The organism is Amycolatopsis lexingtonensis, from assembly GCF_014873755.1.
Lineage (GTDB): Bacteria > Actinomycetota > Actinomycetes > Mycobacteriales > Pseudonocardiaceae > Amycolatopsis > Amycolatopsis lexingtonensis.
Genome location: NZ_JADBEG010000001.1, coordinates 7,813,424 through 7,834,370, shown reverse-complemented (window position 1 = coordinate 7,834,370; position 20,947 = coordinate 7,813,424). Strand labels below are relative to the sequence as shown.

19 protein-coding genes and 1 other RNA gene are annotated in these 20,947 nt (G+C 71.7%); 4 read left to right on the top strand and 16 right to left on the bottom strand.

What is annotated here, in order from left to right; all coding sequences use genetic code 11:
- Positions 1 to 11: 11 nt before the first annotated feature.
- From H4696_RS36280 to H4696_RS36265, 4 genes are all read right to left on the bottom strand, one after another.
- Positions 12 to 713, bottom strand: a complete 702-nt coding sequence (locus H4696_RS36280) for a glycosyltransferase family 2 protein (RefSeq protein WP_086862207.1) — start codon at positions 711 to 713, stop codon at positions 12 to 14.
- A gap of 59 nt (positions 714 to 772) precedes the next feature.
- Positions 773 to 2,740: a DUF6541 family protein gene (locus tag H4696_RS36275; protein WP_192782725.1), complete on the bottom strand. Its 1,968-nt coding sequence runs from the start codon at positions 2,738 to 2,740 to the stop codon at positions 773 to 775.
- Between the two features lie 83 nt (positions 2,741 to 2,823).
- Entirely contained in the window at positions 2,824 to 4,131 is a 1,308-nt protein-coding gene (locus H4696_RS36270) for a lipopolysaccharide biosynthesis protein (protein ID WP_086864821.1), read from the bottom strand.
- On the bottom strand, positions 4,128 to 5,147 hold the full coding sequence (locus H4696_RS36265; protein WP_086864820.1) for a glycosyltransferase family 2 protein: 1,020 nt from the start codon (positions 5,145 to 5,147) through the stop codon (positions 4,128 to 4,130). The genes H4696_RS36270 and H4696_RS36265 overlap by 4 nt, the downstream gene beginning before the upstream one ends.
- An 84-nt stretch (positions 5,148 to 5,231) precedes the next feature.
- Between H4696_RS36265 and H4696_RS36260 the strand changes: the two genes are divergently transcribed.
- Both H4696_RS36260 and H4696_RS36255 read left to right on the top strand, forming a co-directional pair.
- Positions 5,232 to 6,329, top strand: a complete 1,098-nt coding sequence (locus H4696_RS36260) for a UDP-N-acetylglucosamine 2-epimerase (protein WP_086864819.1) — start codon at positions 5,232 to 5,234, stop codon at positions 6,327 to 6,329.
- Between the two features lie 59 nt (positions 6,330 to 6,388).
- Entirely contained in the window at positions 6,389 to 6,949 is a 561-nt protein-coding gene (locus H4696_RS36255; RefSeq protein ID WP_086864818.1) for a glucosaminidase domain-containing protein, read from the top strand.
- Here the strand turns inward: H4696_RS36255 and recR are convergent.
- Both recR and H4696_RS36245 read right to left on the bottom strand, forming a co-directional pair.
- Positions 6,946 to 7,542 (bottom strand): recombination mediator RecR, encoded by a 597-nt coding sequence (recR, locus tag H4696_RS36250; protein WP_086864817.1) that lies wholly within the window; start codon positions 7,540 to 7,542, stop codon positions 6,946 to 6,948. The two genes, H4696_RS36255 and recR, sit on opposite strands and share 4 nt — an antisense overlap.
- Before the next feature lie 5 nt (positions 7,543 to 7,547).
- Positions 7,548 to 7,907 carry a YbaB/EbfC family nucleoid-associated protein gene (locus H4696_RS36245; protein ID WP_086864816.1) on the bottom strand — a complete coding sequence of 120 codons (360 nt, stop codon included), beginning with the start codon at positions 7,905 to 7,907 and terminating at the stop codon, positions 7,548 to 7,550.
- Between the two features lie 78 nt (positions 7,908 to 7,985).
- Between H4696_RS36245 and H4696_RS36240 the strand changes: the two genes are divergently transcribed.
- Positions 7,986 to 8,837: an N-acetylmuramoyl-L-alanine amidase gene (locus tag H4696_RS36240; protein ID WP_338078710.1), complete on the top strand. Its 852-nt coding sequence runs from the start codon at positions 7,986 to 7,988 to the stop codon at positions 8,835 to 8,837.
- A 61-nt stretch (positions 8,838 to 8,898) separates the two neighbouring features.
- Here H4696_RS36240 and H4696_RS36235 read toward each other — a convergent pair whose 3' ends face one another.
- Together H4696_RS36235 and H4696_RS36230 are read right to left on the bottom strand one after the other, a co-directional pair.
- Positions 8,899 to 10,974 carry a DNA polymerase III subunit gamma and tau gene (locus tag H4696_RS36235; RefSeq protein WP_192782724.1) on the bottom strand — a complete coding sequence of 692 codons (2,076 nt, stop codon included), beginning with the start codon at positions 10,972 to 10,974 and terminating at the stop codon, positions 8,899 to 8,901.
- A gap of 44 nt (positions 10,975 to 11,018) precedes the next feature.
- Positions 11,019 to 12,542 (bottom strand): ALF repeat-containing protein, encoded by a 1,524-nt coding sequence (locus tag H4696_RS36230; protein WP_338078709.1) that lies wholly within the window; start codon positions 12,540 to 12,542, stop codon positions 11,019 to 11,021.
- A gap of 83 nt (positions 12,543 to 12,625) precedes the next feature.
- Here H4696_RS36230 and H4696_RS36225 point away from each other — a divergent pair, with 83 nt between their 5' ends.
- Positions 12,626 to 13,501, top strand: coding sequence for a spermidine synthase (locus H4696_RS36225; protein WP_192782722.1), 876 nt, complete (start codon positions 12,626 to 12,628; stop codon positions 13,499 to 13,501).
- Between the two features lie 250 nt (positions 13,502 to 13,751).
- Here H4696_RS36225 and ffs read toward each other — a convergent pair.
- From ffs to H4696_RS36185, 8 genes are all read right to left on the bottom strand, one after another.
- An RNA gene (gene ffs, locus H4696_RS36220) (signal recognition particle sRNA small type) lies at positions 13,752 to 13,846 on the bottom strand.
- A gap of 21 nt (positions 13,847 to 13,867) precedes the next feature.
- On the bottom strand, positions 13,868 to 14,467 hold the full coding sequence (locus H4696_RS36215) for a GTP-binding protein (RefSeq protein ID WP_086861815.1): 600 nt from the start codon (positions 14,465 to 14,467) through the stop codon (positions 13,868 to 13,870).
- Positions 14,445 to 14,798, bottom strand: coding sequence for a DUF742 domain-containing protein (locus H4696_RS36210; RefSeq protein WP_086861816.1), 354 nt, complete (start codon positions 14,796 to 14,798; stop codon positions 14,445 to 14,447). Before H4696_RS36210 ends, H4696_RS36215 begins: the two co-directional genes overlap by 23 nt.
- A complete protein-coding gene (locus H4696_RS36205) occupies positions 14,798 to 15,232 on the bottom strand; it encodes a roadblock/LC7 domain-containing protein (RefSeq protein WP_086861817.1) in 435 nt (144 codons plus the stop codon). The genes H4696_RS36210 and H4696_RS36205 overlap by 1 nt, the downstream gene beginning before the upstream one ends.
- Positions 15,229 to 17,994, bottom strand: coding sequence for a sensor histidine kinase (locus H4696_RS36200; RefSeq protein WP_086861818.1), 2,766 nt, complete (start codon positions 17,992 to 17,994; stop codon positions 15,229 to 15,231). The genes H4696_RS36205 and H4696_RS36200 overlap by 4 nt, the downstream gene beginning before the upstream one ends.
- Positions 17,995 to 18,019: 25 nt before the next feature.
- Positions 18,020 to 18,808, bottom strand: coding sequence for an ABC transporter ATP-binding protein (locus H4696_RS36195; protein ID WP_086861820.1), 789 nt, complete (start codon positions 18,806 to 18,808; stop codon positions 18,020 to 18,022).
- The gene (locus tag H4696_RS36190; protein WP_086861819.1) at positions 18,805 to 19,743 is read right to left on the bottom strand and encodes an ABC transporter permease; all 939 of its coding nucleotides are present in this window, start codon (positions 19,741 to 19,743) and stop codon (positions 18,805 to 18,807) included. Before H4696_RS36190 ends, H4696_RS36195 begins: the two co-directional genes overlap by 4 nt.
- Positions 19,740 to 20,708 carry an ABC transporter substrate-binding protein gene (locus H4696_RS36185; RefSeq protein ID WP_086861821.1) on the bottom strand — a complete coding sequence of 323 codons (969 nt, stop codon included), beginning with the start codon at positions 20,706 to 20,708 and terminating at the stop codon, positions 19,740 to 19,742. The genes H4696_RS36190 and H4696_RS36185 overlap by 4 nt, the downstream gene beginning before the upstream one ends.
- Between the last annotated feature and the right edge of the window lie 239 nt (positions 20,709 to 20,947).

Sequence of the window (20,947 nt, the reverse complement as noted above, 5' to 3'; positions counted from 1 at the left end):
TCGGTAGCTCCTTAAGCCGAGTCTGAGGAGTCGACGGCCGGGCGGCGGCGGACCAGCGCGAGCAGCAGCGCGAGCCCGGCTCGGCCCAGGTAGACGGCCGACTTGACGGGCGAGTGGCTGGGCGTGCCGCCCGCGCGCTCGCGCATGATGACCGGGATCTCCTTGATGGTCAGCTTGGCCCGGATGGCCATGACCAGCGACTCCACCGTGTCGCCCAGGTACTCCGCCGGGTAGTAGCCGGCGAACAGCCGGATCGCCCGCGGGCCCATTGCCTTGAACCCCGACGTGACGTCGGTGAGCTTGGTCTTCGCCAGCCGCGAGAACACCAGCGACAGCACGACCATCGCGTACTTGCGCGGCCCGCTGGCCTTGTAGGCGCCCTTGCCGGCGAACCGCGAGCCGATCACGATGTCCGCGTCGTCCAGGCCGCGCAGCAGCGCGTCGAGCTCGTCCGGGTCGTGCTGGCCGTCCGCGTCCACCTGCACGACGACGTCGTAGCCGCGGGCGGCGGCGTACCGGAAACCGGTGCGCATCGCGCCGCCGACCCCGAGGTTCACCGCGAGCCGGGCCACCTCGGCGCCGGCCGCACGGGCCAGCTGGGCGGTGTCGTCCACCGAGCCGTCGTCGACGACCAGCAGATCGCCGTCCGGCAAGGCCCGCTTGACCTGCGCGATGACCGAAGCGACGCTCGCCGATTCGTTGAGCGCGGGCATCACGATGAGCACCCGGCGGCTGGTCACGGAGGTGGTGGACACGCGATCACTCTAGCCTTTCACTGCCCGTTACCGGCCGCGGACCCGGGCGCGGCACCGGCCGCGACGACGCCCTGCTGGCCCTCGATCTCGTAGATCTTCGCGCCCGCGTTGCGGTAGACCAGCTTGAACCCGGGGCTGGTGTCGAGGTGCTGGAGACCGACGTCGTTCTGCGTCGTCGGGGTCACCTTGCCCGCCCCGACGAACGCGTACCGGACCTTCAGGTCGGTGAGCAGCTCGCGCACCTTCGGGTACTTCTCGACGTCGTTGGCGAAGACGCTCAGGTAGCCCGCGTCGGTGTCGAACTCGGCGCCGTAGAAGTTCCACTGCGTCGGCATCACGCCGGCCAGCGCGTACATCCAGACGGAGCCGTCGGCCTTGTCGTTCAGCACGCGCTCGCCCGGCGCGGTGTGCTGCGCGAGCCAGGTGAACGCGGCCTCTTCGTCCTTGCTGACCGTCGGGCCGCCGCTGTAGTTCAGCTGCAGGCGGGCGGCGTTGCGGCCGATGTAGCCGCCGCGGCTGAGCCCGCCGACGACCAGCGCCAAGACCACGACGCCGACCAGGGTGAGCGTGGCGGGCTTGAGGTTCGGCAGGCGCGGGGCGACCTTCTCGGCGAACCAGCCGGACGCCGTGTGCACGAACTCGCCGAACGCGACGCAGCCTGCCAGCGGCACCAGGGCCGCGACCCGCCAGTTGTCGTTGTAGAACGGGCTGCTGAGCGTGTGCACCAGGTCGGTTTCGAGGGACACGGTCGCGGCGAAGAGCCCGCCGAGCACGACGTACGCGCCGACCATCCACAGCATCCGGCGGTGCTTCACCAGCAGGAAGACGCCGATGATCGCCGGGACGCCGATCCACCACTGCGGGAACGCGGCCATCGGCGAGAACGTGATCGTCTCGCCGACCGCACCGCTGACGGTCGCTTCGTTCGCCCAGTACGCGCTGGTCACGCCGCCGGCGTTGTACAGCGACGGGAGCACCACCGGGATGCCGAGCGCGGCGGCCAGCACCACGGTCGCGATCAGCGACGGCAGCGAGCGGCGCCAGGTGATCGCCTCGAAGCGGAACACCACCGCGGCGAGGATCAGCAGGAAGTAGACGATGACGACGAACACGACGCTGGTGTGCAGGCCGGCGAGCCCGGCGACGCCGACGCCGATGGCGACCGGGCCGGCGATCCCGCGGGGCTCCAGCAGGTGCCGGGCGACCGCGAGCATGGCCGGGATCAACGCCACACCGGCGACGAACGGCCACAGCGGGCCGCGCCACAGCGAGTCGTACGGGAAGACCGTGAAGCAGGCCGACACCGCGGCCGCCGAAGCCACCCCGATCGGGGGCATCCGCCAGGCGTGGCACATCGCGGCGACGCCGAGCGGCACGGTCAGCACGACCGCGAGCGCCGCCAGGTTCAGCGTCGGCATGATCGTCAGGCCACCCTTGCCGAAGACCAGGGCGAGCAGCGCGTGGTAGGTGTCCGGGTAGAAGTAGTGCGTTTCGTTCGGCAGGTTCGCGATGGTGCCGACGGTCGAGGGCCGGGCGTCGCCGTGCTCGGCGATCCAGCGGACCAGGTTCGCGTGGAACGGCGCGTCCCAGCCCTGCTGGACGTTGCCGACGTTCCGGATGCCGCGGAGGAACGTGACGGTGCCGATGCCGGTGCCGGCGAGGACGCCGAGGCCGATCAGGACGTGGTCGCGGACGCTGCGCTCGGGCCGCTCCGGCTCTTCCCAGTCCGGGTGGCGGCGGCGCGTGGACCGGGTCACGGCGAAGGCCAGCGCGAACCCGACGGCCGAAAGCACGAGCGTCCAGAGCGTGACGTTCAGCATCGACCAGCGGATGCCGAACTTGCCGAGCACCGGGATGCCGATGGCGACGAGGCCGAAGGTGAGCATCGGCGCGGCGGCGGCCAGCGTCCAGCCGCGCAGGCGGATCGCGGCACCGAACACCAGACCCGGCAACCAGAACGCGAGCAAAACGAGTAGCACGTTCATCGAATTCGCAGTCCAAACCTTACCGGCGTTTCACGCCGTTTCCCGTCCCCACCGGCGGGTTCGCATCGCACCTTACTGGGCCGCTACGAAGACGTTCCACCGGTGCCCGGGGTTGTCCCCGGAACCGTTTCCGGTGCTTTCCGGAGAACGAACGCGAGCACCACGGCCAGGCCCAGCGTCGGCGCCGCGGCCAGCGCGACGACCGCGCGGAACACGGTGTCGCCGGGCAGCAGCACCAGCAGCAGGGACGCGGTGCCGGTGACGATGGCCCAGGTGAGCAGCACGAGCCGGGCCTGGGTGCGGGCCACGAGCACGGCCGTGAGCAGCTGCATCGGCACCAGCAGCACCGACGACCAGACGAGCCCGGCGACCGACCAGCCGTCGATGTCGTACTTCGGCCCGCTGACGAACCGCACCGCCCACGGCCCGAGCCACAGCCCGACCAGCGCGCCGAGCGCGGCCAGGACCAGCGCCGCGGCGGCGCCGAGGGCCAGCACGCGGCGGAGCCGGTGGCGGCCTTCCTCGGTGACCGAGAGCCGGACGACGAACGGCACGGCCAGCGACTGCACCGGCCCGATCAGCGTCAGCGGCAGGCGCGCGATGACCAGCGCGGCGAACAGGGCGCCGACGCGGTCGCCGTCGCCGCCCGGAGCGAGCAGGCCGACCAGCGCGGGGTAGCCGGTGATGACCGCGGCCGTCAGCGCCGCGCCGACCAGCAGCATGCCCATCCGGCGGCCGGTGACGCCCCAGCCGTCGCCCTCGACGTGGACGTCGAGCAGCTGCCGGGCCGGGCGGGCGAACAGCAGCCAGGCGAACGACCCGGCGGCGACCGCGACGGCCAGCGAAACGACGTTGTAGGCGACCGAGACGACCAGCACGCCCAGTACCAGCGCCCGGATCGCCGGTTCGGCGACCACGAGCAGCGAGAAGGCCTTCACCTTGTGCTGCCCGATGAGCAGCCCGCGCGTGCCGAACTGGCAGGCGAAGGCGACGCCGCCGCACAGCACGATCACGGCCAGCGACCAGTCGCCGTGGAACAGCTTCTCGTTGACCGGCGGAATCAGCAGGGCGAGCGAAAAAGCGGCCGCGACCAGCATGCCGACGGCGACCGCGCGCAGCGCCGGGCGGCCCGCCCTGCCCCCGGTCAGCGCGGCCACGGCGGACTGGCGCGAAAGCTCCTGTTCCAGCGGCGAGAGCGTGCTGCCGAGGCCCATCACCAGGCCCCAGAAGGTGACGAAAACGGCGTAGTCCTGCGGAGACAGCAGGCGCTGGCAGGCGACCGTGAGGACGTAGCCGAGACCGATCGAGACGATCAGCGAGCCGCCGAGGCTGCCCGCGGTGGTGCGTCCGCTGCTCGTCGCGGCCGGGGTTTCCACGTCCGCGCTGCTCATCGGCGGCGGAGCTTGGTCCGCACGGCCATGGCCAGTCCACGCAGGACCCCCGCGCCGAAGCCGCCGGCGAACACCGGCAGCAGCTTGGTGACCGCGCGGGCTTCGGGGCCGGTCGCACCGCACTTCTTGACGACCTCGCCGGCCGCGACCGCGCCGAGCACGCCGGCGGCCAGCGTCGTCTTCGGCTTCTTCGCCGCGAAGGCCAGCCCGATGACGCCGGCCGCGAGCGCGCCGAACAGGGCGTTGCGGGCCGGGCCGGGCGAAGCGATGTAGGAGTCCACGTAGGTCGTGCCGCGGAAGTACGCCTGCTGCGTGAACTTCTTGAAGGAGTCGCGCCCGTTGTAGGTCGCCGACAGCTCCGGGGCCAGCCAGATCCGCTCGCGCTCGGCGATCCACCGCAACATGCGGGTGTCGTCGCTGGCGAAGCGGATGTCGTCGAACAGCGACGCGAACGCCGTGACCGAGCCTTCGAGGAGGCCGCGGCGGGCACAGAAGAACGTCGTGCCCTTCGGGTAGACGTCGAACTCCTCGATGCCGTACGACATCAGCCGCGGGTTCGCGCAGTACTTGCGCCACGGCACCTTCACCAGCCCGGCCATGAAACCGGCGTACGGGTTGTGCTCGGAGGCGACGTTGATGTGGCCGTTCCAGACCGCGCGCTCGGGGTGGTCCACGAGCTGGTCGCGCAGGAACGTCAGGGTGTGCTCGTCGACGATGACGCGGCTGTCGAGCAGCGCGATCCATTCGCCGGACGACTTGGCGATGCCCGCGCTCCTGGCCTCGAACCGGCCGGCGTTGGCCTGGCTGAGCACCGTGATGCCGTGGCGTTCGCGCAGGTCGTCGAGCCGCGACGGCGTGGCGTCGGTGCTGCCGTCGTCCACCACGACGACCTCGATCGGCCAGCTCGCGGCCGACGCCGAAGCGAGCAGCGCGCCGACACTGCGTTCGATCCAGTCCTGCTCGTTGTAGACCGGGATCACGACGCTGAGCGAGGGGAGGAGCGGGTTCGCACTCACCGTGCCGAGGCTACCCGGCGGCCCCCGCGAGGGGTCGGCCAGTATCCTTACGCCACCGCACCCGATCCGAAATGGGCTCCTCTGGTGATTTCCTTCATTCTCGGCACCACCGCGGAACTGATCAAGATCGCGCCCGTGTACCACGGGATCCGCGAGCGCGGGATGCGGCCGAAGATCTGGTTCACCGCCCAGCACGTCGACGAGGTCGCGGACGTTTTGGCGGACCTCGACATGCCGGAGCCCGACGTCTGGCTGGTGCCGGAGGACAAGGCCCACAACCTCGAGTCGCCGGCGCAGGTGCCCGGCTGGGCCGCGCAGGTGCTGCGGACCGCCTGGAGCCGCCGCCACGAGCTGCGCGCCGCGCTGACCGAGGACGGCCGTCCCCCGCTGGTGCTGGTGCACGGCGACACGTTCACCACGCCGTACGGCTCGCTGATCGGGAAGCGGATCCTCAAGTCCCGCGTCGGCCACGTCGAGGCGGGCGCCCGCTCGGGCAGCATCCTCTCGCCGCTGCCGGAGGAGCTGAACCGCAAGATCGCGGCGAAGATCGTCGACATCCACTTCGCGCCGAGCATCCGCGAGGTCAACAACCTCCGCAACGCCCGCGGCGTCGTCGTCGACACCGAAGCCAACACGGCGATCGACGCGATGCGCCTGGCGATCAACCAACCGCTGGACGTGCCGAACCTGCCGGAGAAGTTCGGCCTGGCCACGCTGCACCGCTTCGAGCTGGTCTCGCGCCCGGACAAGTACCGCGAGGCGCTGGAGATCCTGCGCGAGCAGAGCCGCAAGATGCCGATCCTGTACATGGCCGGCGCGCCGGAGCGCGAGAAGATCCGCGCGCTGGGCATCGGGAACATCTTCGACGACCAGTTCATCGTGCAGCCGAAGATGCGCTACCTGAAGTTCCTGCCGCTGGTCGCGCGCGCCGAGTACGTCGTCACCGACTCGGGTGGTCTTTCGGCGGAGTGCTACTACCTCGGCCTGCCGTGCGCGGTGCACCGCGAGCGCACGGAGACCCCGCAGCACCTCGGCGAAACGGTGGTGCTGACCGAGATGCGCGGCGACAAGCTGCAGAACTTCCTCGACACGTACCAGAACCGGCGCGGCGAGTCCTGGATGGACAAGTACCACCCGTCCGAGATCATCGTGGACACCCTCGCCCAGCTCGGCTACTGCTGAGAGTCCCGTTGGAGTGATCCCGGTCGCCGCTTCGGCGGCGATCGGGCAGCTTTCGCCCCATGATCCACATCGGACTGGCGGCGCTGCTGGCGGTGGTCCCGCCGCCCATCGACCAGGCGTCGGTGCGGGACGATGCGCTTTCCTCGGGCTTCCAGGAAGCGTACGTCGGCGAGGCGGGCCCGATCGCGCGGGCGATCCACGCGGCGTACGACATCCCGGCATCGGTGACGGTGGCGCAGTCGATCCTGGAGTCGAACTGGGGCCGCAGCAGGCTGTCGGTGAACGAACTGAACCACTTCGGCTTCAAGTGCGTGACGCCGACGAGCCCGGGGCCGATCGCGGTGCGGTGCGCCCGGTATCCGACGACGGAGTGCGTTCCGTCGCCGTGCCACCCGGTGGATGCGTTTTTCCGCTCGTACGCGTCGGTTTCCGACTCGTTCCGCGATTACGGGCGGCTGTTGACGACGTCGTCGAACTACGCGGCGGCGTTGCCGGTGCGCGACGACCCGGACGCGTTCGTCCGGGCGGTGGCGCGGAAGTACGCCACCGACCCGGAGTACGCGAACAAGGTGATCAGGTTGATGGACCTGTACGACCTGCGCCGCTTCGACGTGCCTTAGAGCACGCGGCGGCCCGAAAGCGCCCGGCCGAGCGTCAGCTCGTCGGCGAACTCGAGGTCGCCGCCCATCGGGAGGCCCGACGCCAGCCGCGTCACGCTCAAGCCCGGGAAGTCCCGCAGCATGCGGACCAAGTACGTCGCCGTCGCCTCGCCCTCCGTGTTCGGGTCGGTGGCGATGATGATCTCCTTGATGTCCGCCTCGCCGATCCGCTTGAGCAGCTCGCGCATCCGCAGCTGCTCCGGGCCGATGCCCGACAACGGGTCGAGCGCGCCGCCCAGGACGTGGTAACGGCCCTTGAACTCGCGCGTGCGCTCGACCGCCAGGACGTCCTTCGGCTCCTCGACCACGCAGATGACCGTGAGGTCGCGGCGCTCGTCGCGGCAGATGCGGCAGGTCGGCTGCTCGGAGACGTTGCCGCAGATTTCGCAGAACTGCACGCCTTCCTTGACCTTGCCGAGCACGTCCTGCAGCCGCCCGATGTCGGCCGGGTCGGTGGCCAGCAGGTGGAACGCGATCCGCTGGGCGCTCTTCGGCCCGACCCCGGGCAGCCGCCCGAGCTCGTCGATCAGGTCCTGGACGACACCTTCGTACAAGTTCGTCAGCCGCCGAAGCCGAGGCTGCCGAGGTCCGGCATGCCGCCACCGCCGCCGAGCCCGTTGGCCAGCGGGCCGAGCTTCTGCTCGGTGAGCTTCTGCGCGTTCGCCGACGCGTCCCGTACGGCCGCGACGACCAGGTCGGACAGCGTTTCGACGTCGTCGGGGTCGACCACCTTCGGGTCGATCTGCAGGCTCTTCAGCTGGCTGTCACCGGAGACGGTCGCGGTGACCAGCCCGCCGCCGGCGCTGCCGGTGACCTCGGTGTTGGCGAGCTCTTCCTGGGCCTCGACGAGCTTCTGCTGCATCTGCTGGGCCTGCTGCATCAGCTGGGAAATGTCGAAGCCACCGCCGGGTTGCACCATGATCGCACTCGGTCCTCTCTGCACGCCTGTGTCCCCACCAGGGTAGTCGCGCCACGCGGGGTGCCGGGCTGTGGCACCGTGGTCGCCGTGCGACGCGCGATTGTCCCCATCCTGCTGGCCGGTGCCCTGCTGCTCACGCGCTGCTCCGGCGACACCCCGGCGGCCCCGGCACCCGCTCCCGTGACCACGCGGACGATCACGCCGACCCCGACGACGGTGACGCCTCCGTCGTCGGTGCCACCCCCGCCGTCCTCGTCCGCCCCGCCGCCGGTCGTGGCGTCCGGCAAGGTCGTCGTGCTGGATCCGGGGCACAACGGCGGCAACGCGTCCCACCCGGCGGAGATCAACCGCCCGGTGCCCGCCGGGCGCGGGCAGACCAAGCCGTGCAACACCACCGGCACCGCGACCAACGCGGGCTACCCGGAGCACGCGTTCACCTTCGACGTCGCCCGGCGGGTCGGGGATGTGCTGACCGGCAAGGGAATCCGGGTCGTCTACACGCGACAGGACGACACGGGCGTCGGCCCCTGCGTCGACCGCCGCGCGGCGATCGGCAACGAGGCGAACGCGGACGCCGTCGTGTCGATCCACGCCGACGGCTCGACCGCGGCCGGCGCGAACGGCTTCCACGTCGCGTATTCGTCCCCGCCGCTGAACGCCGCACAGGGCGCGCCTTCTTTGCGGCTGGCGGAGGTGCTGCGCGACACGATGCGCACGGGCGGCTTCAGCACGTCGAACTACATCGGCGGCAACGGCCTGTCGGCCCGCTCGGACCTGGCCGGATTGAACCTGTCGACGCGGCCGGCGGCCCTGGTGGAGTGCGGCAACATGCGCAACGCGGCCGAAGCGGCCCGGATGACGAGCGCGGAGGGCCGGCAGGGCTTCGCCGCCTCGATCGCCGCGGCGATCGAGGCCTACCTGGCTTCCTGATGGCCGTGAATGCCACATTCACGGACACTTCGTCCCTCGATGTGGCATTCACGGACTTCGGTCAGTCCAGGGGGCGGGCGCCGAGGTGGTCGGAGATGAGCTTGCGGGCCACCTCGTCCGGGTCCTGGTCCGGCGGGGGTGGGGGCGGCGGCGGGGCCGGGCTGGCGTCCTCGTTGTAGAGGTCCTCGTCGTCCTCGTCCGAGGGCTCCGGGGGCAGCGGGATGTCCGGCTCGCTCGTCGCGACCTTGGGCCGTGCGGGCGGGGGCGGGGCCGCCGGCCGGGCCGGGGCTTCGGCGGGCGGCGCGGCCGCGGCGGACTGGCGCGTGAACGAGCGCTCCGGCGCGGGGGCCGCCTGCTGGGCGCGGGCGGCGGGGGCCGCGGGGGCGTTGCCGTGGACGCAGCGGACCTGCCACTCGCCGCCGAGGACCTCGGACAGGGCGCCGGCGATCTTGCGGGCGTTGTCCTGGTCGGAGAGGCGGCGGGACAGCGGCTCGGACTTGTGGGTGAGCGTGACGGCGTGGCCGTCGACGCTCGCAACCGTGGCCTGGGTCAGCATCGCTTCGAGGCTGCGGCCGCCGGTGAACTTGCGCAGCGCGGTCATGAGCTGCGGCCAGATGTTCCGGATCGCGGCGGCGTCCAACGCGCCCTCCGCCGCGGGTGCGGCCGGTGCGGGTGCGGCTTCCGGAGCCGGGGCGGGCGTGCCGCCACCGGGCGTGCGCGGCGTTCCCCAGCCACCATCCGAGGCCGGAGCAGCACCGGACCCGGCCGCCGAAGCAGGAGCGGCACCGGCGCTCGAAGCCGCCGGCGCGGCTTCCGGAGCCGCCGGGCGCTGCGCCACCGGCGCGGGTTCAGCCGGTTTGACCGGCTCCGCCACCGGCGCCGGGCCCGCCGAACCCGCACGCTGCGAAGGACGTGAGAACTCCCGCTCCGGAGCCGCCCGCATCGGCGGCTCGACGCCGCCCTCGGCCGGGGCGGCCGGTGCCGTCGCGCGGCGCTCCAGGCGCTCGATGCGGGCCAGCAGCGCCTTCTCCGCGTCCGTCACCGACGGCAGCAGCATCCGGGCGGCCAGCAGCTCCAGCACGAGCCGGGGGGAGGTCGCGCCCCGCATCTCCAGGAGTCCATTGTGGACGATGTCGGCGTAGCGCGACAACGTCCCCAGGCCGATCCGCTCGGCCTGCGCCACCATCCGCGAGAGTTCCTCCTCCGGCGCGGACACCAGCCCGCCCGCGGAATCCGGGACCGCGCGCAGCAGCACCAGGTCACGCAGCCGGTCGAGCAGGTCCGTGGCGAACCGGCGCGGGTCGTGGCCGGCTTCGGCGAGCTTCTCGACCGTGCCGAACACCGTCGCGGCGTCCTCGGTCGCCAGCGCGTCCACCATGTCGTCGATCAGCGCGACGTCGGTGACGCCCAGCAGCGCCACCGCGCGGCTGTACGACACGCCTTCGGGCCCGGCGCCGGCGAGCAGCTGGTCGAGCACCGACTGCGTGTCGCGCGCCGACCCGCCGCCCGCGCGGATGACCAGCGGGTACACCGACGGCTCGACCTCGACGCCCTCCGCGGCGATGTTGCGCTCCAGCAGGGCGCGCATCGAGCTCGGCGGGATCAGCCGGAACGGGTAGTGGTGCGTGCGCGAGCGGATGGTGGTGAGCACCTTGTCCGGCTCGGTCGTCGCGAAGATGAAGATGACGTGTTCCGGCGGCTCTTCCACGATCTTCAGCAGGGCGTTGAAGCCCTGCGTGGTGACCATGTGCGCCTCGTCGATGATGAACACGCGGTAGCGCGACTCGGCCGGCGCGTAGAACGCCTTGTCCCGCAGCTCGCGGGCGTCGTCGACACCACCGTGGCTCGCTGCGTCCAGCTCCGTGACGTCGACGCTGCCCGACCCCTCGGGCGCGAGCGCCTTGCAGGAGTTGCACTCGCCGCACGGGTCCGGCGTCGGGCCCTTGGCGCAGTTCAGCGAGCGCGCCATGATGCGCGCGCTCGACGTCTTGCCGCAGCCGCGCGGGCCGGAGAACAGGTAGGCGTGGTTGATCCGCCCGGCGGACAGCGCCGTGCGGAGGGGATCGGTCACATGCTCCTGCCCGACGACCTCGGCGAAGGTTGCCGGACGGTACTTGCGGTACAGCGCGAGAGCCACCTCGCGAGGGTACCGGGCACCACCGACAACCTTCGCCGTGCGGGTCAGGGCAGCTGGGCCAGCAGCGCGTTCACCTTGGCGACGTGCTCCGCGGTGAAGGCGTCACGAGCCCGCGCCTTCGCCAGCTCGCCGTCCAGGTACGGCTGCAGGAACGAGTCCGGCCCGTCGAGGACGCCCTGCGCGACGGCGTCGACCTCGGCGCCGTCCGAAAGCGTCTGCGTCACCTTGACCCGCAGGTCGATCACGTGCGCGGCGTACTGACCGTGGGCGAGGAACTCGCGGACGTCGGCGACGGTGCCGTCCAGCGCCCGCTGGGCCGCCGACTTCGTCGCGGAACCGCCGGCCGCCATGATCTGGTTGACCTCGACGCGGTCGTCGGTGTCGCGGCCCGGGTAGTCGCCGGTGCGCAGCAGCGCGACCACGGCGGAGTACGGCCCGGCCAGCGCGTCACGAGCGGCCTGCCGCAGCCCGGAGCGCGCGCCGGCGTCGGCCGCGATCGCCGAAACGGCGGCACGGTCGTCGCTCTCCCGCGCGGCCGCGAGCCCGCCGCGCACGAACGCGACGACGTCGTCGTCGGAGCCGCTCAGCGCGGCGCGGGCGGCGTTCTTCACCGCGGCGCCGCCGGTGCGCAGCAGGTAGACCGACGCACGGCGGCCGTTCGGCACGGTCAGCGCCGGGTCGGCCGCGTCGGTGAGCAGCTTGTCGTTGTCGGCCTCGGCCTGCGCGGCGCGGGCCGCGGCGTCGCGGGCCTGCTGCGCCGCGTCGGCGGCCGCACCGGCCGCGGCCTGCGCGTCCTGCTGGGCCTTGGCGCGCTGGCCGGCGAGCCGGTCGGTGTTCGCCTGGCGCGCGTCCGAGGCGATGGTCTTGGCGCGGCTCCTGGCCAGCCGCACGCCGATGGCGCTGTGGTTGGCCGCGGCGGCCTTGCCGTAGTCGACCTGCGCCTGGATCCCGGCGAGTTCGCTGTCGCCGTTCGCGGCGACCTGACGCCACACGGACAGGAAGTACCGGATGTCGTCCGGGGTGCCGTCGAGCGCCGTCTGCGCGGCCGCCTTGACCTCGGGACCACCGGCCGCGAGGGCCTGGTTGGCGGTGATCCGCTCATCGGTGTCCCGCGCCTGCTGGAGGCCGGTCTCGAGGAAGGCGCGGACGTCGGCGGGCGTGCCGTCGAGCGCCTTCTGCGCGCGGGCGTTGACGGTCGGGCCGCCCGTGCTCATGGCCTGGCCGACCGCGATCCGGTCGTCCGCGATCCGCGCCTGGGCCAGTCCGGTGGCCAGGAAGGCCCGGATGTCCTCGGCCGTGCCGTCCAGCGCCTGCTGGGCGGCGCGCTTGGTGACCGGGCCGCCCGCGCTCATCGCCTGGTTGACCAGGACGCGGTCGTCGGTCTCCTTCGCCCGGTACTGGCCGGTGGCCAGGAAGGCCTGCAGGTCGGCGGCCGAGCCGAGCAGCGCGGCTTCGGCGGCCCGGCTCACGCCGGGGCCCCCGGTCTCGAACAGCGAGACGGCCTGGACCCGGTCCGGCAGGACGTCCGCGGCGGCCGGCGTCGCCCAAGCGACGGCGACGAGTGCCACAGCAGCGGCTAATGCGTTCGCACGCAAGGAAAAACCCCCTCGATCGATGATCGTTCCGTTCACTTATCGCGGGGCCCGGCGGAATGTTTCCGATAACCTCGGACTTCGTGAGTCGTTCGCGGAAGACCGGGCCGCTGCCCGGGCGGTATCCGGTGCGGTTCGGGACCGCGGAGCTGATCCGGGACGCCGACCGCGGCAACGCCTGGCTGCTGTCGGTGGACGGGGTCGCGCAGTCGTACGTCGACCTCGACACCCCCGCCAACCTGGAGTTCGACTACGTCCGGCGGTTTGGGGACGTGGTCGACCAGCTGCCCGAGGGACCGATCGACGCCCTGCACATCGGCGGCGCGGCGTGCACCCTCCCGCGGTACGTCGCGGCGACGCGGCCGGGCTCGCGGCAGCTGGTGTTCGACGCCGACGGCGAGCTGGTCGACCTGGTCCGCGCCCAGCTGGGCCTGCGGATCCCGGGCCTGCGGGTCCGGATCACCGACGGCCGGACGGGCCTGGCCACCCGCCGCGAGGACACGGCGGACCTGGTGGTGGTCGACGCGTTCGAGCGCGCGACGCTGGCGGGCGGCCTGGCCACGCTGGAGGCGACGCTCGCGATCGCGGAGATCCTGCGCGCCCCGGGCACCTACCTGGCCAACATCACGGACGGCTCGGGCCTGCCCTTCGCCCGCCGCTTCCTGGCGACGCTGCGGGAGGTCTTCCCGGAGGTCGTGGTGCTGGCGGACCCGGCGGTCCTGAAGGGCCGCCGCTTCGGCAACCTGGTGTTCGCGGCCTCGGCCACCGGGCTCCCCACTGCGGAGATCGCCCAGCGCACCGCGTCAGCGGCCTTCCCGGCGCGGTGCGTGTCGGGCGCCGAGCTGCGGAAACTGGCGGGCCGGGCAGCCCCGATCACGGACGCGGACACCCCGCCGTCCCCGAAGCCCCCGGAAGACGTCCTGGGCCTGTTCTGACCCCAGGCCTCCGGCAAAGTCGCGTCACGCCGCCCAGCCCGCAGCATTCCACCAGCGTCTTGAATGAGTCATTCAGGACCTCCGAAGACCTGAATGACTCATTCAAGACGTTCGGCGTGCCCCCAAAGCGGCGGCAGCGCTCCCAACCGCCGAGTAAGGCACCGTGGGGGCTCCGGGGGCTCGGCCCCCGGGCGGAAGAACGAAGTGAAGGCCCGGCGAAGGGGCGAAGCCCCGAGAGCCGGAGCCGAAAAAAAGGGGACCCCGCGCACCCGCCAGAGCCTGCTTATCCTTGCTGCCTTCCGGCCCTGGGGAGGTTCACAGGGTGGACGCCGCGCGGGGTCCGTGGATCAGTGTAGCGAATACCGCTCAGGCCCCCGCGCCCGCCTGGGCCCGGGCCTTCTTGAACGTGTTGTGCAGCACCGCCAGCAGCGCGTCCCGCACCGACAGCTTCTGCCGCGCGTCGAACGTGATCAGCGGGACGTCCTCGCTGACCGCGAGCGCCCAGCGGATGTCCTCGAGGTTGTGCCCCAGTGCCCCGTCGAACATGTTCACCGCCACCACGAACGGCAGGCCCGCGTTCTCGAAGTAGTCGACCGCCGGGTAGCAGTCGTCCATGCGGCGGGTGTCCACGATCACCAGCGCGCCCAGCGCGCCGTGGACCAGGTCCTGCCACATGAAGCCGAAGCGGTCCTGGCCGGGCGTGCCGAACAGGTAGAGCTTGACCTCGTCGTCGATCGTGATGCAGCCGAAGTCCAGCGCGACCGTCGTCGTGGTCTTGGCCGGGACGTGGCCGGTGCGGTCCACCGAAGCCGCCACCGACGTGATCGCCGCTTCGGTCGTCAGCGGCTTGATCTCCGAGATGGCGCCGACGGCCGTCGTCTTGCCGACGCCGAAGCCGCCCGCGATGACGATCTTGACCGGGGCCGGCGGGCGGGCCGCCGGTTCAGTGAATGGCTTCGAGTCCACGAATGACCCTTTCGATCATGCCGAGGTCGTGCTTGTTGTGGTTCCCCGGGCGCCGGACGACGACGTAGCCCAGCTCGGCGAGGTCGGCTACCAGCACGCGGGCGACGCCGATGTGGAGGCCGAGCATGGCGGCCACCTCGGCGACCGACATCGTGCTCCGGCAGAGGGAAACGATTTCCTGCCGCTCGAAGGTGAGCTGCGGGTGCGACGCCGCACCGAGTCGGGACGTCATGACCTGCGCCTCGATTTCGAGGGTCTGGTCCACCGGTTGCGCCCGCCCCGAGGTCATCAGGTACGGCCGCAGCAGCGAGATGTCCGGCTCTTCCGTCATCACGCACCCACAGTGTTCTTGAGCTCCTCGATCAGGCCCGGCGTGAGGACTTCGGTGGCGCGGTTGGCGAACATCGCCATCTCGTAGGCGATCGTGCCGAGGCTCGCCTGCTTGTTGGCGAGGACGCCGAGCGAGCAGCCGATGCTGATGGTGCAGACCAGCAGGTAGCCGTGCTCCAGCTCGATGATCACCTTGTCCGGCGAGCCGAGCGGGTGGCTTTCGGAGACGCCGTGCGCGAGGCCGAGCATGGCGGAGGAGATCGCGGCGAGGCGGTCGGCGTTGGAGCGCTCGAGCTCCGAGGACACCGCGATCAGCAAGCCGTCGGCCGAGACCGCGATGGCGGCGATCGCGCCCGCGGTGTGCTGCGCGAAGCGGCTCACCAGCCAGTTGAAGTTCTGGGCTTCGACACTGACTCCAGGTGCGGGGATGCTCATTTCCTGCTCTCTTCTCCTCGTTCCATCACACGACCGGCGACCACGCCTTGGGGCGGGCTGTCTGCCGTCACCACGTCCGCCTTGGCCAGGCCGGCGGCGAACGCGTCGAACGCCGCTCGCTCGGCCGCCGGGTCCCGCTTGCTGCGGTTCACGACGGCTCGGGCGATCGGCCGCCCCGCGGGCTGCTGGCGCAGGCCGGGGGCGAGCTGGGCACCGGGGACGCGGCGGACCAGGCCGTCCCGGGTCGGCGGGGCCGCGGCGGCCGGCGGGGTGGCGCGCACCGCGCCACCGGGCATCGGCGACTCCCCGGGCACGCGCACCGGCAGCGACGCGCCGTCGCCCGGCGAAAAAGCGGCACTTTCACGTGAAAGCGACGCGCCCAGGTCGGCACTTTCACGTGAAAGTGCGGGGCTGGGCTCCAGCGCGCTGACCTCGGCGGCCTTGGCGAACGCGCTCTGGAAGCCGTCCATGGCGAGCTTGGTCGCGTCGGGGTCGTGGCGCGGCTTGGTCTCGGCCGGCGGCGCCGTCGTGCCCGCGTCGGGCAGCTGGGCACCGCGGACGCGGCGGCGGAGGCCACCCCGGCTCTCCGGCTCCGGTTCGGGCGCGGGCGGCTCGGCGGGTTCGCTGTCCGGCCACACCGGTTCGAGCTGGTTGAACCAGCGGAAGCCGTTGCCGTTGCCGAGCAGGGCCGGGATCGCCGGCGCCGGCAGTTCGGCCGGCCGCGCCACCACGCGCGGTTCGTCCAAAGTGGACGCCGACGCGGCCACCGCGGCAGCTTCCGCGGGACGCGGTTTCGGGGTGACCTGCGCCGGGATCGCCGGCACGGGCTCGGTCTTCGGGAGCAGCCCGGTGCGGTGGCTGAACAGCGACGGCGGGATGGTCAGCCGCGCGGTCACACCGCCGGTGGTGGGCGTCGCGAGCAGTTCGACGCCCAGGTCGTGCCGCCGCGCCAGGCGGCCGACCACGAACAGGCCGAGCACACTGGTCGGCGCGAGCTCCAGGCGTTCGCGCTCGACGAGCCGCTTGTTCTCCTCGGCCAGCTTCTCCGCGGTCATGCCGATGCCGTGGTCGACGATGTTCACCAGGCACGAACCGTCGGCGAGGAGCATCGTGTCCACCTCGACCATCGACCCCGGCGGCGAGAACGACGTCGCGTTCTCCAGCAGCTCGGCGAACACCAGCACCAGGTCGGCGCCGAGGGCCGAGGACAGCAGGATGTCGGCGACGACGCCGAGCTTCACCCGCTGGTAGTCCTCGATTTCGGCGAGCGCCGAGCGCAGCGCCGTGGCCAGCTCGATCGGGCCGGCGATGCGGGTGTCGTCGCGGGTGCCGGAGACGACGAGCAGGTTGTCGGCGTTCCGGCGGAGGCGGGTGGAGAGGTGGTCGAGCCGGTAGAGGCTGGCCAGCAGCCGGGTGTCCTGCTCGTTGCGCTCGACCTCGTCGATCAGCGCCAGCTGGCGGCCGACGAGGTTCTGCGTGCGCTTGGCGACGTTCGCGAACATCAGGCTGGTGTTGCGCCGGGTGAGCGCCTGCCGCTCGACCAGCTCGGCGGCGGTGGTCTGGACCCGGTTGAACGCGGCGGCCAGCTTGCCGAGCTCGTCGGCGGAGACGACGTCGATGGTGGCCAGCCGCGGGACCTGCTCCTCGGCCTCTTCGGTGTCGGTCACGCGGACGAGCTCGGTGCCGGCGAGGTCGGCGACCGACGTCGCCGCCGTGGTCAGCCGCCGCAGCGGCTGCGCGATCGAGCGGGCGACCGCGACGGCGAGGAACGCGACCAGCAGGAACAGCGCGCCGGCGCCGATACCGACCGTCCAGGCCAGCCGGGTGCCGGCGTCGGCGCGGTCGGTCGCCGCCTCGGCGATCTCGCCGGTGACCCGCTCCTGCACCAGTTTCCGCTGACTCGCCTGGCTTTCCGACGCGGTGAGGACGTCGGCGACGTACTGGGTGGTGCCGGCCGCGTCGCGGGGGTTGTCGATCTGGGCGGCGAGGTCGTTGATCCGGCGGCCCGCTTCGCTCTGCTCGACGTTGACGACCAGCGCGGACTGCGAGCGGTCGGCCTCGTCGTCGGCCTGCTGGACGAACCGGTCGGTGAAGATCGGCGCCTGCTGGGTCGCGTCGTCCAAAATGGACCGGCCGGCCTCCGGCGACACCGCCGTCACGATCAACGCCATGCCGCGCAACGAGTTCTCCTCGTTCGCGCGCAGCAGCGCCTCCAGCGCGGTCAGCTCGCGGGTGCCCTCGGCGTCGCTGGTCAGCTGCGGGACGAGCCGCAGCGAGTCGATCACCGCGCCGATCAGCGCGTGGTAGGTGCGGGCGACGCTGTCGAGCGCGACGCCGCGGCGCTCCGCGTTCTGCCGGAGCTCGTTGAGCGAACCGACCCGGGTCAGCGCGGCGGCCAGCTCGTCCGGCGCGTCGGCACCCAGCGTCGATCGAACGTTCTCGACCGCCGCGTTCACCGCCTTCTGCTGCTGCAGCATCTGGTCGGCGGCCATCGACGGGGTGGCGACGTAGGCGCCGGTCAGCAGCCGCTCGCGCTGCAGCTGCCAGACCAGGCCGCCGAGCTGCTGGGTGTGCCGCGCGACCGTCGCCGACTGCGTCGCGGCCACGGCGCTGCTCGCCTGCGTCAGCACGAACGGCACCGACACCAGCACCACCGCGACCAGCGGTGGCAGGAGCAGCAGGTTCAGCTTGCCGCGAATGCCGAGCCGGGCGAGGAAACCCCCGCCGCCCGCACGTTTCGCGGTCGCCCCGCCGTGCTTCATCCCGCCACCTTCCCGTTGTCCGTTCTCACTCGACCGCGGCCACCCGGCTCACGTGGCCCCGGTGCTGCTCCCGGACCAGGTCCTCGATCCGGGCGCGCAGCGCGAGGAACCGCGGTTCGCGCTTCACCGCCAGGTCCCGTTCGGTGGGCAGCTCCACCTCGACGTCGGCGGCGATCCGCCCCGGGTCGGAGGCGAGCACGACCACCCGGCCGCCGAGGAACACCGCTTCCTCGACGTCGTGGGTGACCATCAGCACCGTCGTGCCGGTGTCGGCCCACACCTGGCGGATCAGCACCTGCATGTCCTCTTTGGTCTGGACGTCCAAGGCGCCGAAGGGTTCGTCCAGCAGGAGCACGTCGGGCTCGCACGCGAGGGCGCGCGCGATCGCGACGCGCTGCTTCTGCCCGCCCGACAGCTGTTTCGGCAGCGACTTGCGGACGCCGTCGAGCCCGGTTTCGGCGAGGTACCAGTCGACGCGCTCGGCGCGCTCGGCCGCGTCGAGCGCCAGCAGCTCGAGTCCGAACGCGACGTTCTTCTCGACGTTGCGCCACGGGTAGAGCGCGCCGGACTGGAAAACGAGCCCGCGGTCCGGCCCGGGACCGGTCACCGGGACGCCGTCGAGCACGATCTCGCCGTCGGTCGGCCGGTCGAGCCCGGCGACCAGCGACAGCAGCGTCGACTTGCCGGAGCCGCTCGCGCCGACGACGCAGACGAACTCACCGCGCAGCACCTCGAGGTCGACGCCGTCGAGCGCGCGCGTCACCCGGCCGCGGACGGCGTAGTCCTTGGCGACGTTCCGCAGTTCCAGCGTCATGCCGCCCACTTCCCGACCCGCGTGCGCAGCAGGCGCAGCAGGACGTCGATGAGGAGCCCGGCGATCCCGATGACCACGAGCACCGCGAAGATCTTGTCCGTCTGCAGGAACCGCTGCGCGCGGACGATCCGGTAGCCGAGGCCCGCCGAGGAGTTGATCAGCTCGGCGACGACCACGAAGTTCCACGCCGCGGCGGCGTTGACCCGGATCGCGTCGATCATGCCCGGCAGCGAGTGCGGCACGACGACCTTGCGCAGCACCTCGCCCCGGCGCGCGCCGAGGGTGTAGGAGACGTCGAGGAGTGAGCGCGGCACGCCGCGGACGACGTCGGCGGTCATCAGGGTGTTGAAGAAGACCGTCCCGATGAACAGGATGGCGATCTTCGACGGCTCGCCGAGGCCGAGCCAGATGATCAGCAGCGGGATGAAGGCGCTCGCCGGCAGGTACCGCAGCAGCCCGATCAGCGGCTCGAAGAACGCCTGCCCCGCGGCGAAGGTGCCCATCAGGATGCCGAGCGGCACCGAGACGAGCACGGCGAGGCCGAAGCCTTCGAGGACGCGCTGGGTGGTCGCCCAGAGATCGGCGAAGAGGTCGCCGCTGCCCGCCATGTCGATCCCGGCCTTGAGCACGGCGGCCGGCGACGGCAGGAACGTCGAGTCGACGGCTCCGCTGACGCTCAGCACAACCCAGGCGAGGAACGGGATCGCGAACGACAGCACCGCCAGCGTCCAGCGAGCACCCGCGGGAATGGGCGTGCGCAGGGAAAACAACGCCGAGGCCCGCTTCGGCGGGGTCCGGCGCGGCAGCGGGGTCCAGGCGGGACGGCCCCGCCTGGACTCCTGCGCTTCGGCCAGCCGCTGCTCGGCTTCCAGTGCCTCGGCGGCCCGCTCGTCGGCGGGGCTCGCCGAGGTGGTGCGCTGGGTCGGACCGGTCACTGCGGTGCGGCCTTCACGAACTGGTCGTCGAACAACCCCTCGATCGTCGGGCGCTGCTGGGCCAGCCCGGTGTTCACGATGAAGTCGATGATCTTGTTCGCCTGGAAGTCGAGGTGCTGCGCGGTGACGCCGGGGGTGAACGCGTCGAGGTTCTGCTGGCGCGTGAAGATCGTGGTGCCGGCGTCGTAGCTCTTGTAGTCCGCGTCGGAGACGCCGCCGCGCTTGGCCATGATCCCGACGGCCGCGTCCTTGTTGTTCTTGATCCAGGTCAGCGTCTCGAACCAGGTGTTGACCAGCGCCTGCACGTCCTTCGGGTGGTCCTTGACCAGCTTCTGCGACGTGACGAGGTGGTCCGGGATGGCGCCGGGGAACTCCGCGGAGGTCGAGATCGCGCGGCTGCCGGGGCGCTCCAGCGCCTTCGAGGTGAACGGCGCGAACGCGGCGACCGCGTCGACCTGGCCGCCGGCGAACGCGGCCGCCGCGGCGTCGGTCGGGAGGTTGACGAGCTGGATGTCCTTCTCGGTCAGCTTCGCCGCCTGCAGCGCGAGCAGCAGCAGGTAGTGGTCGACCGCGCCCTGCTCGACGGCGACCTTCTTGCCCTTGAGGTCGGCGACGCTGGTGATGCCGTCGCGCGCGATGATCTTGTCGTTGCCGGTGGAGTTGTCGTTCACCAGCACGATCGACAGCTTGGCGCCGCCGGAGAGCGAGGACAGCGTGTCGTTGAGGGTCTGACTGTTGGCGTCGATGGCACCGCTGGAGAGGGCGTTGATGCTGTCGGTGTAGTTGTCGAAGTACTTGAGGTCGACGTTCACGCCGTTCTTGGCGAACAGGCCCTGTTCCTGCGCCACCTGCCAGGGGAACCACCCCGGCCAGGCGCTGAACCCGAGCGTGATCTTGCCGCCGCTGCCCGTGGCGGAACTGTCGCTGCAGCCGGAGAGCGCGGTCACTCCCACGAGGGCGAGCAAGGTGAGGAGCACCGTCAGCGGACGGGGTCGAGGACGGGAAATCACAACGAACTCCAGAGTGCAGGGGAAGTGGAGTGGTGCCGTACCTAAAGGGGGAATTGCGGTGCTCGGGACTACGGGTCGTGACGAGAAGGAGGCAGGTACGGCCGAGCTGCGCCACCGCGCACGGTCATCGCTGCTCGCTTCCATCCGCACCTGATCGGGTCATAGCGAGAGAACGCGAGACAAGGATTACCCAC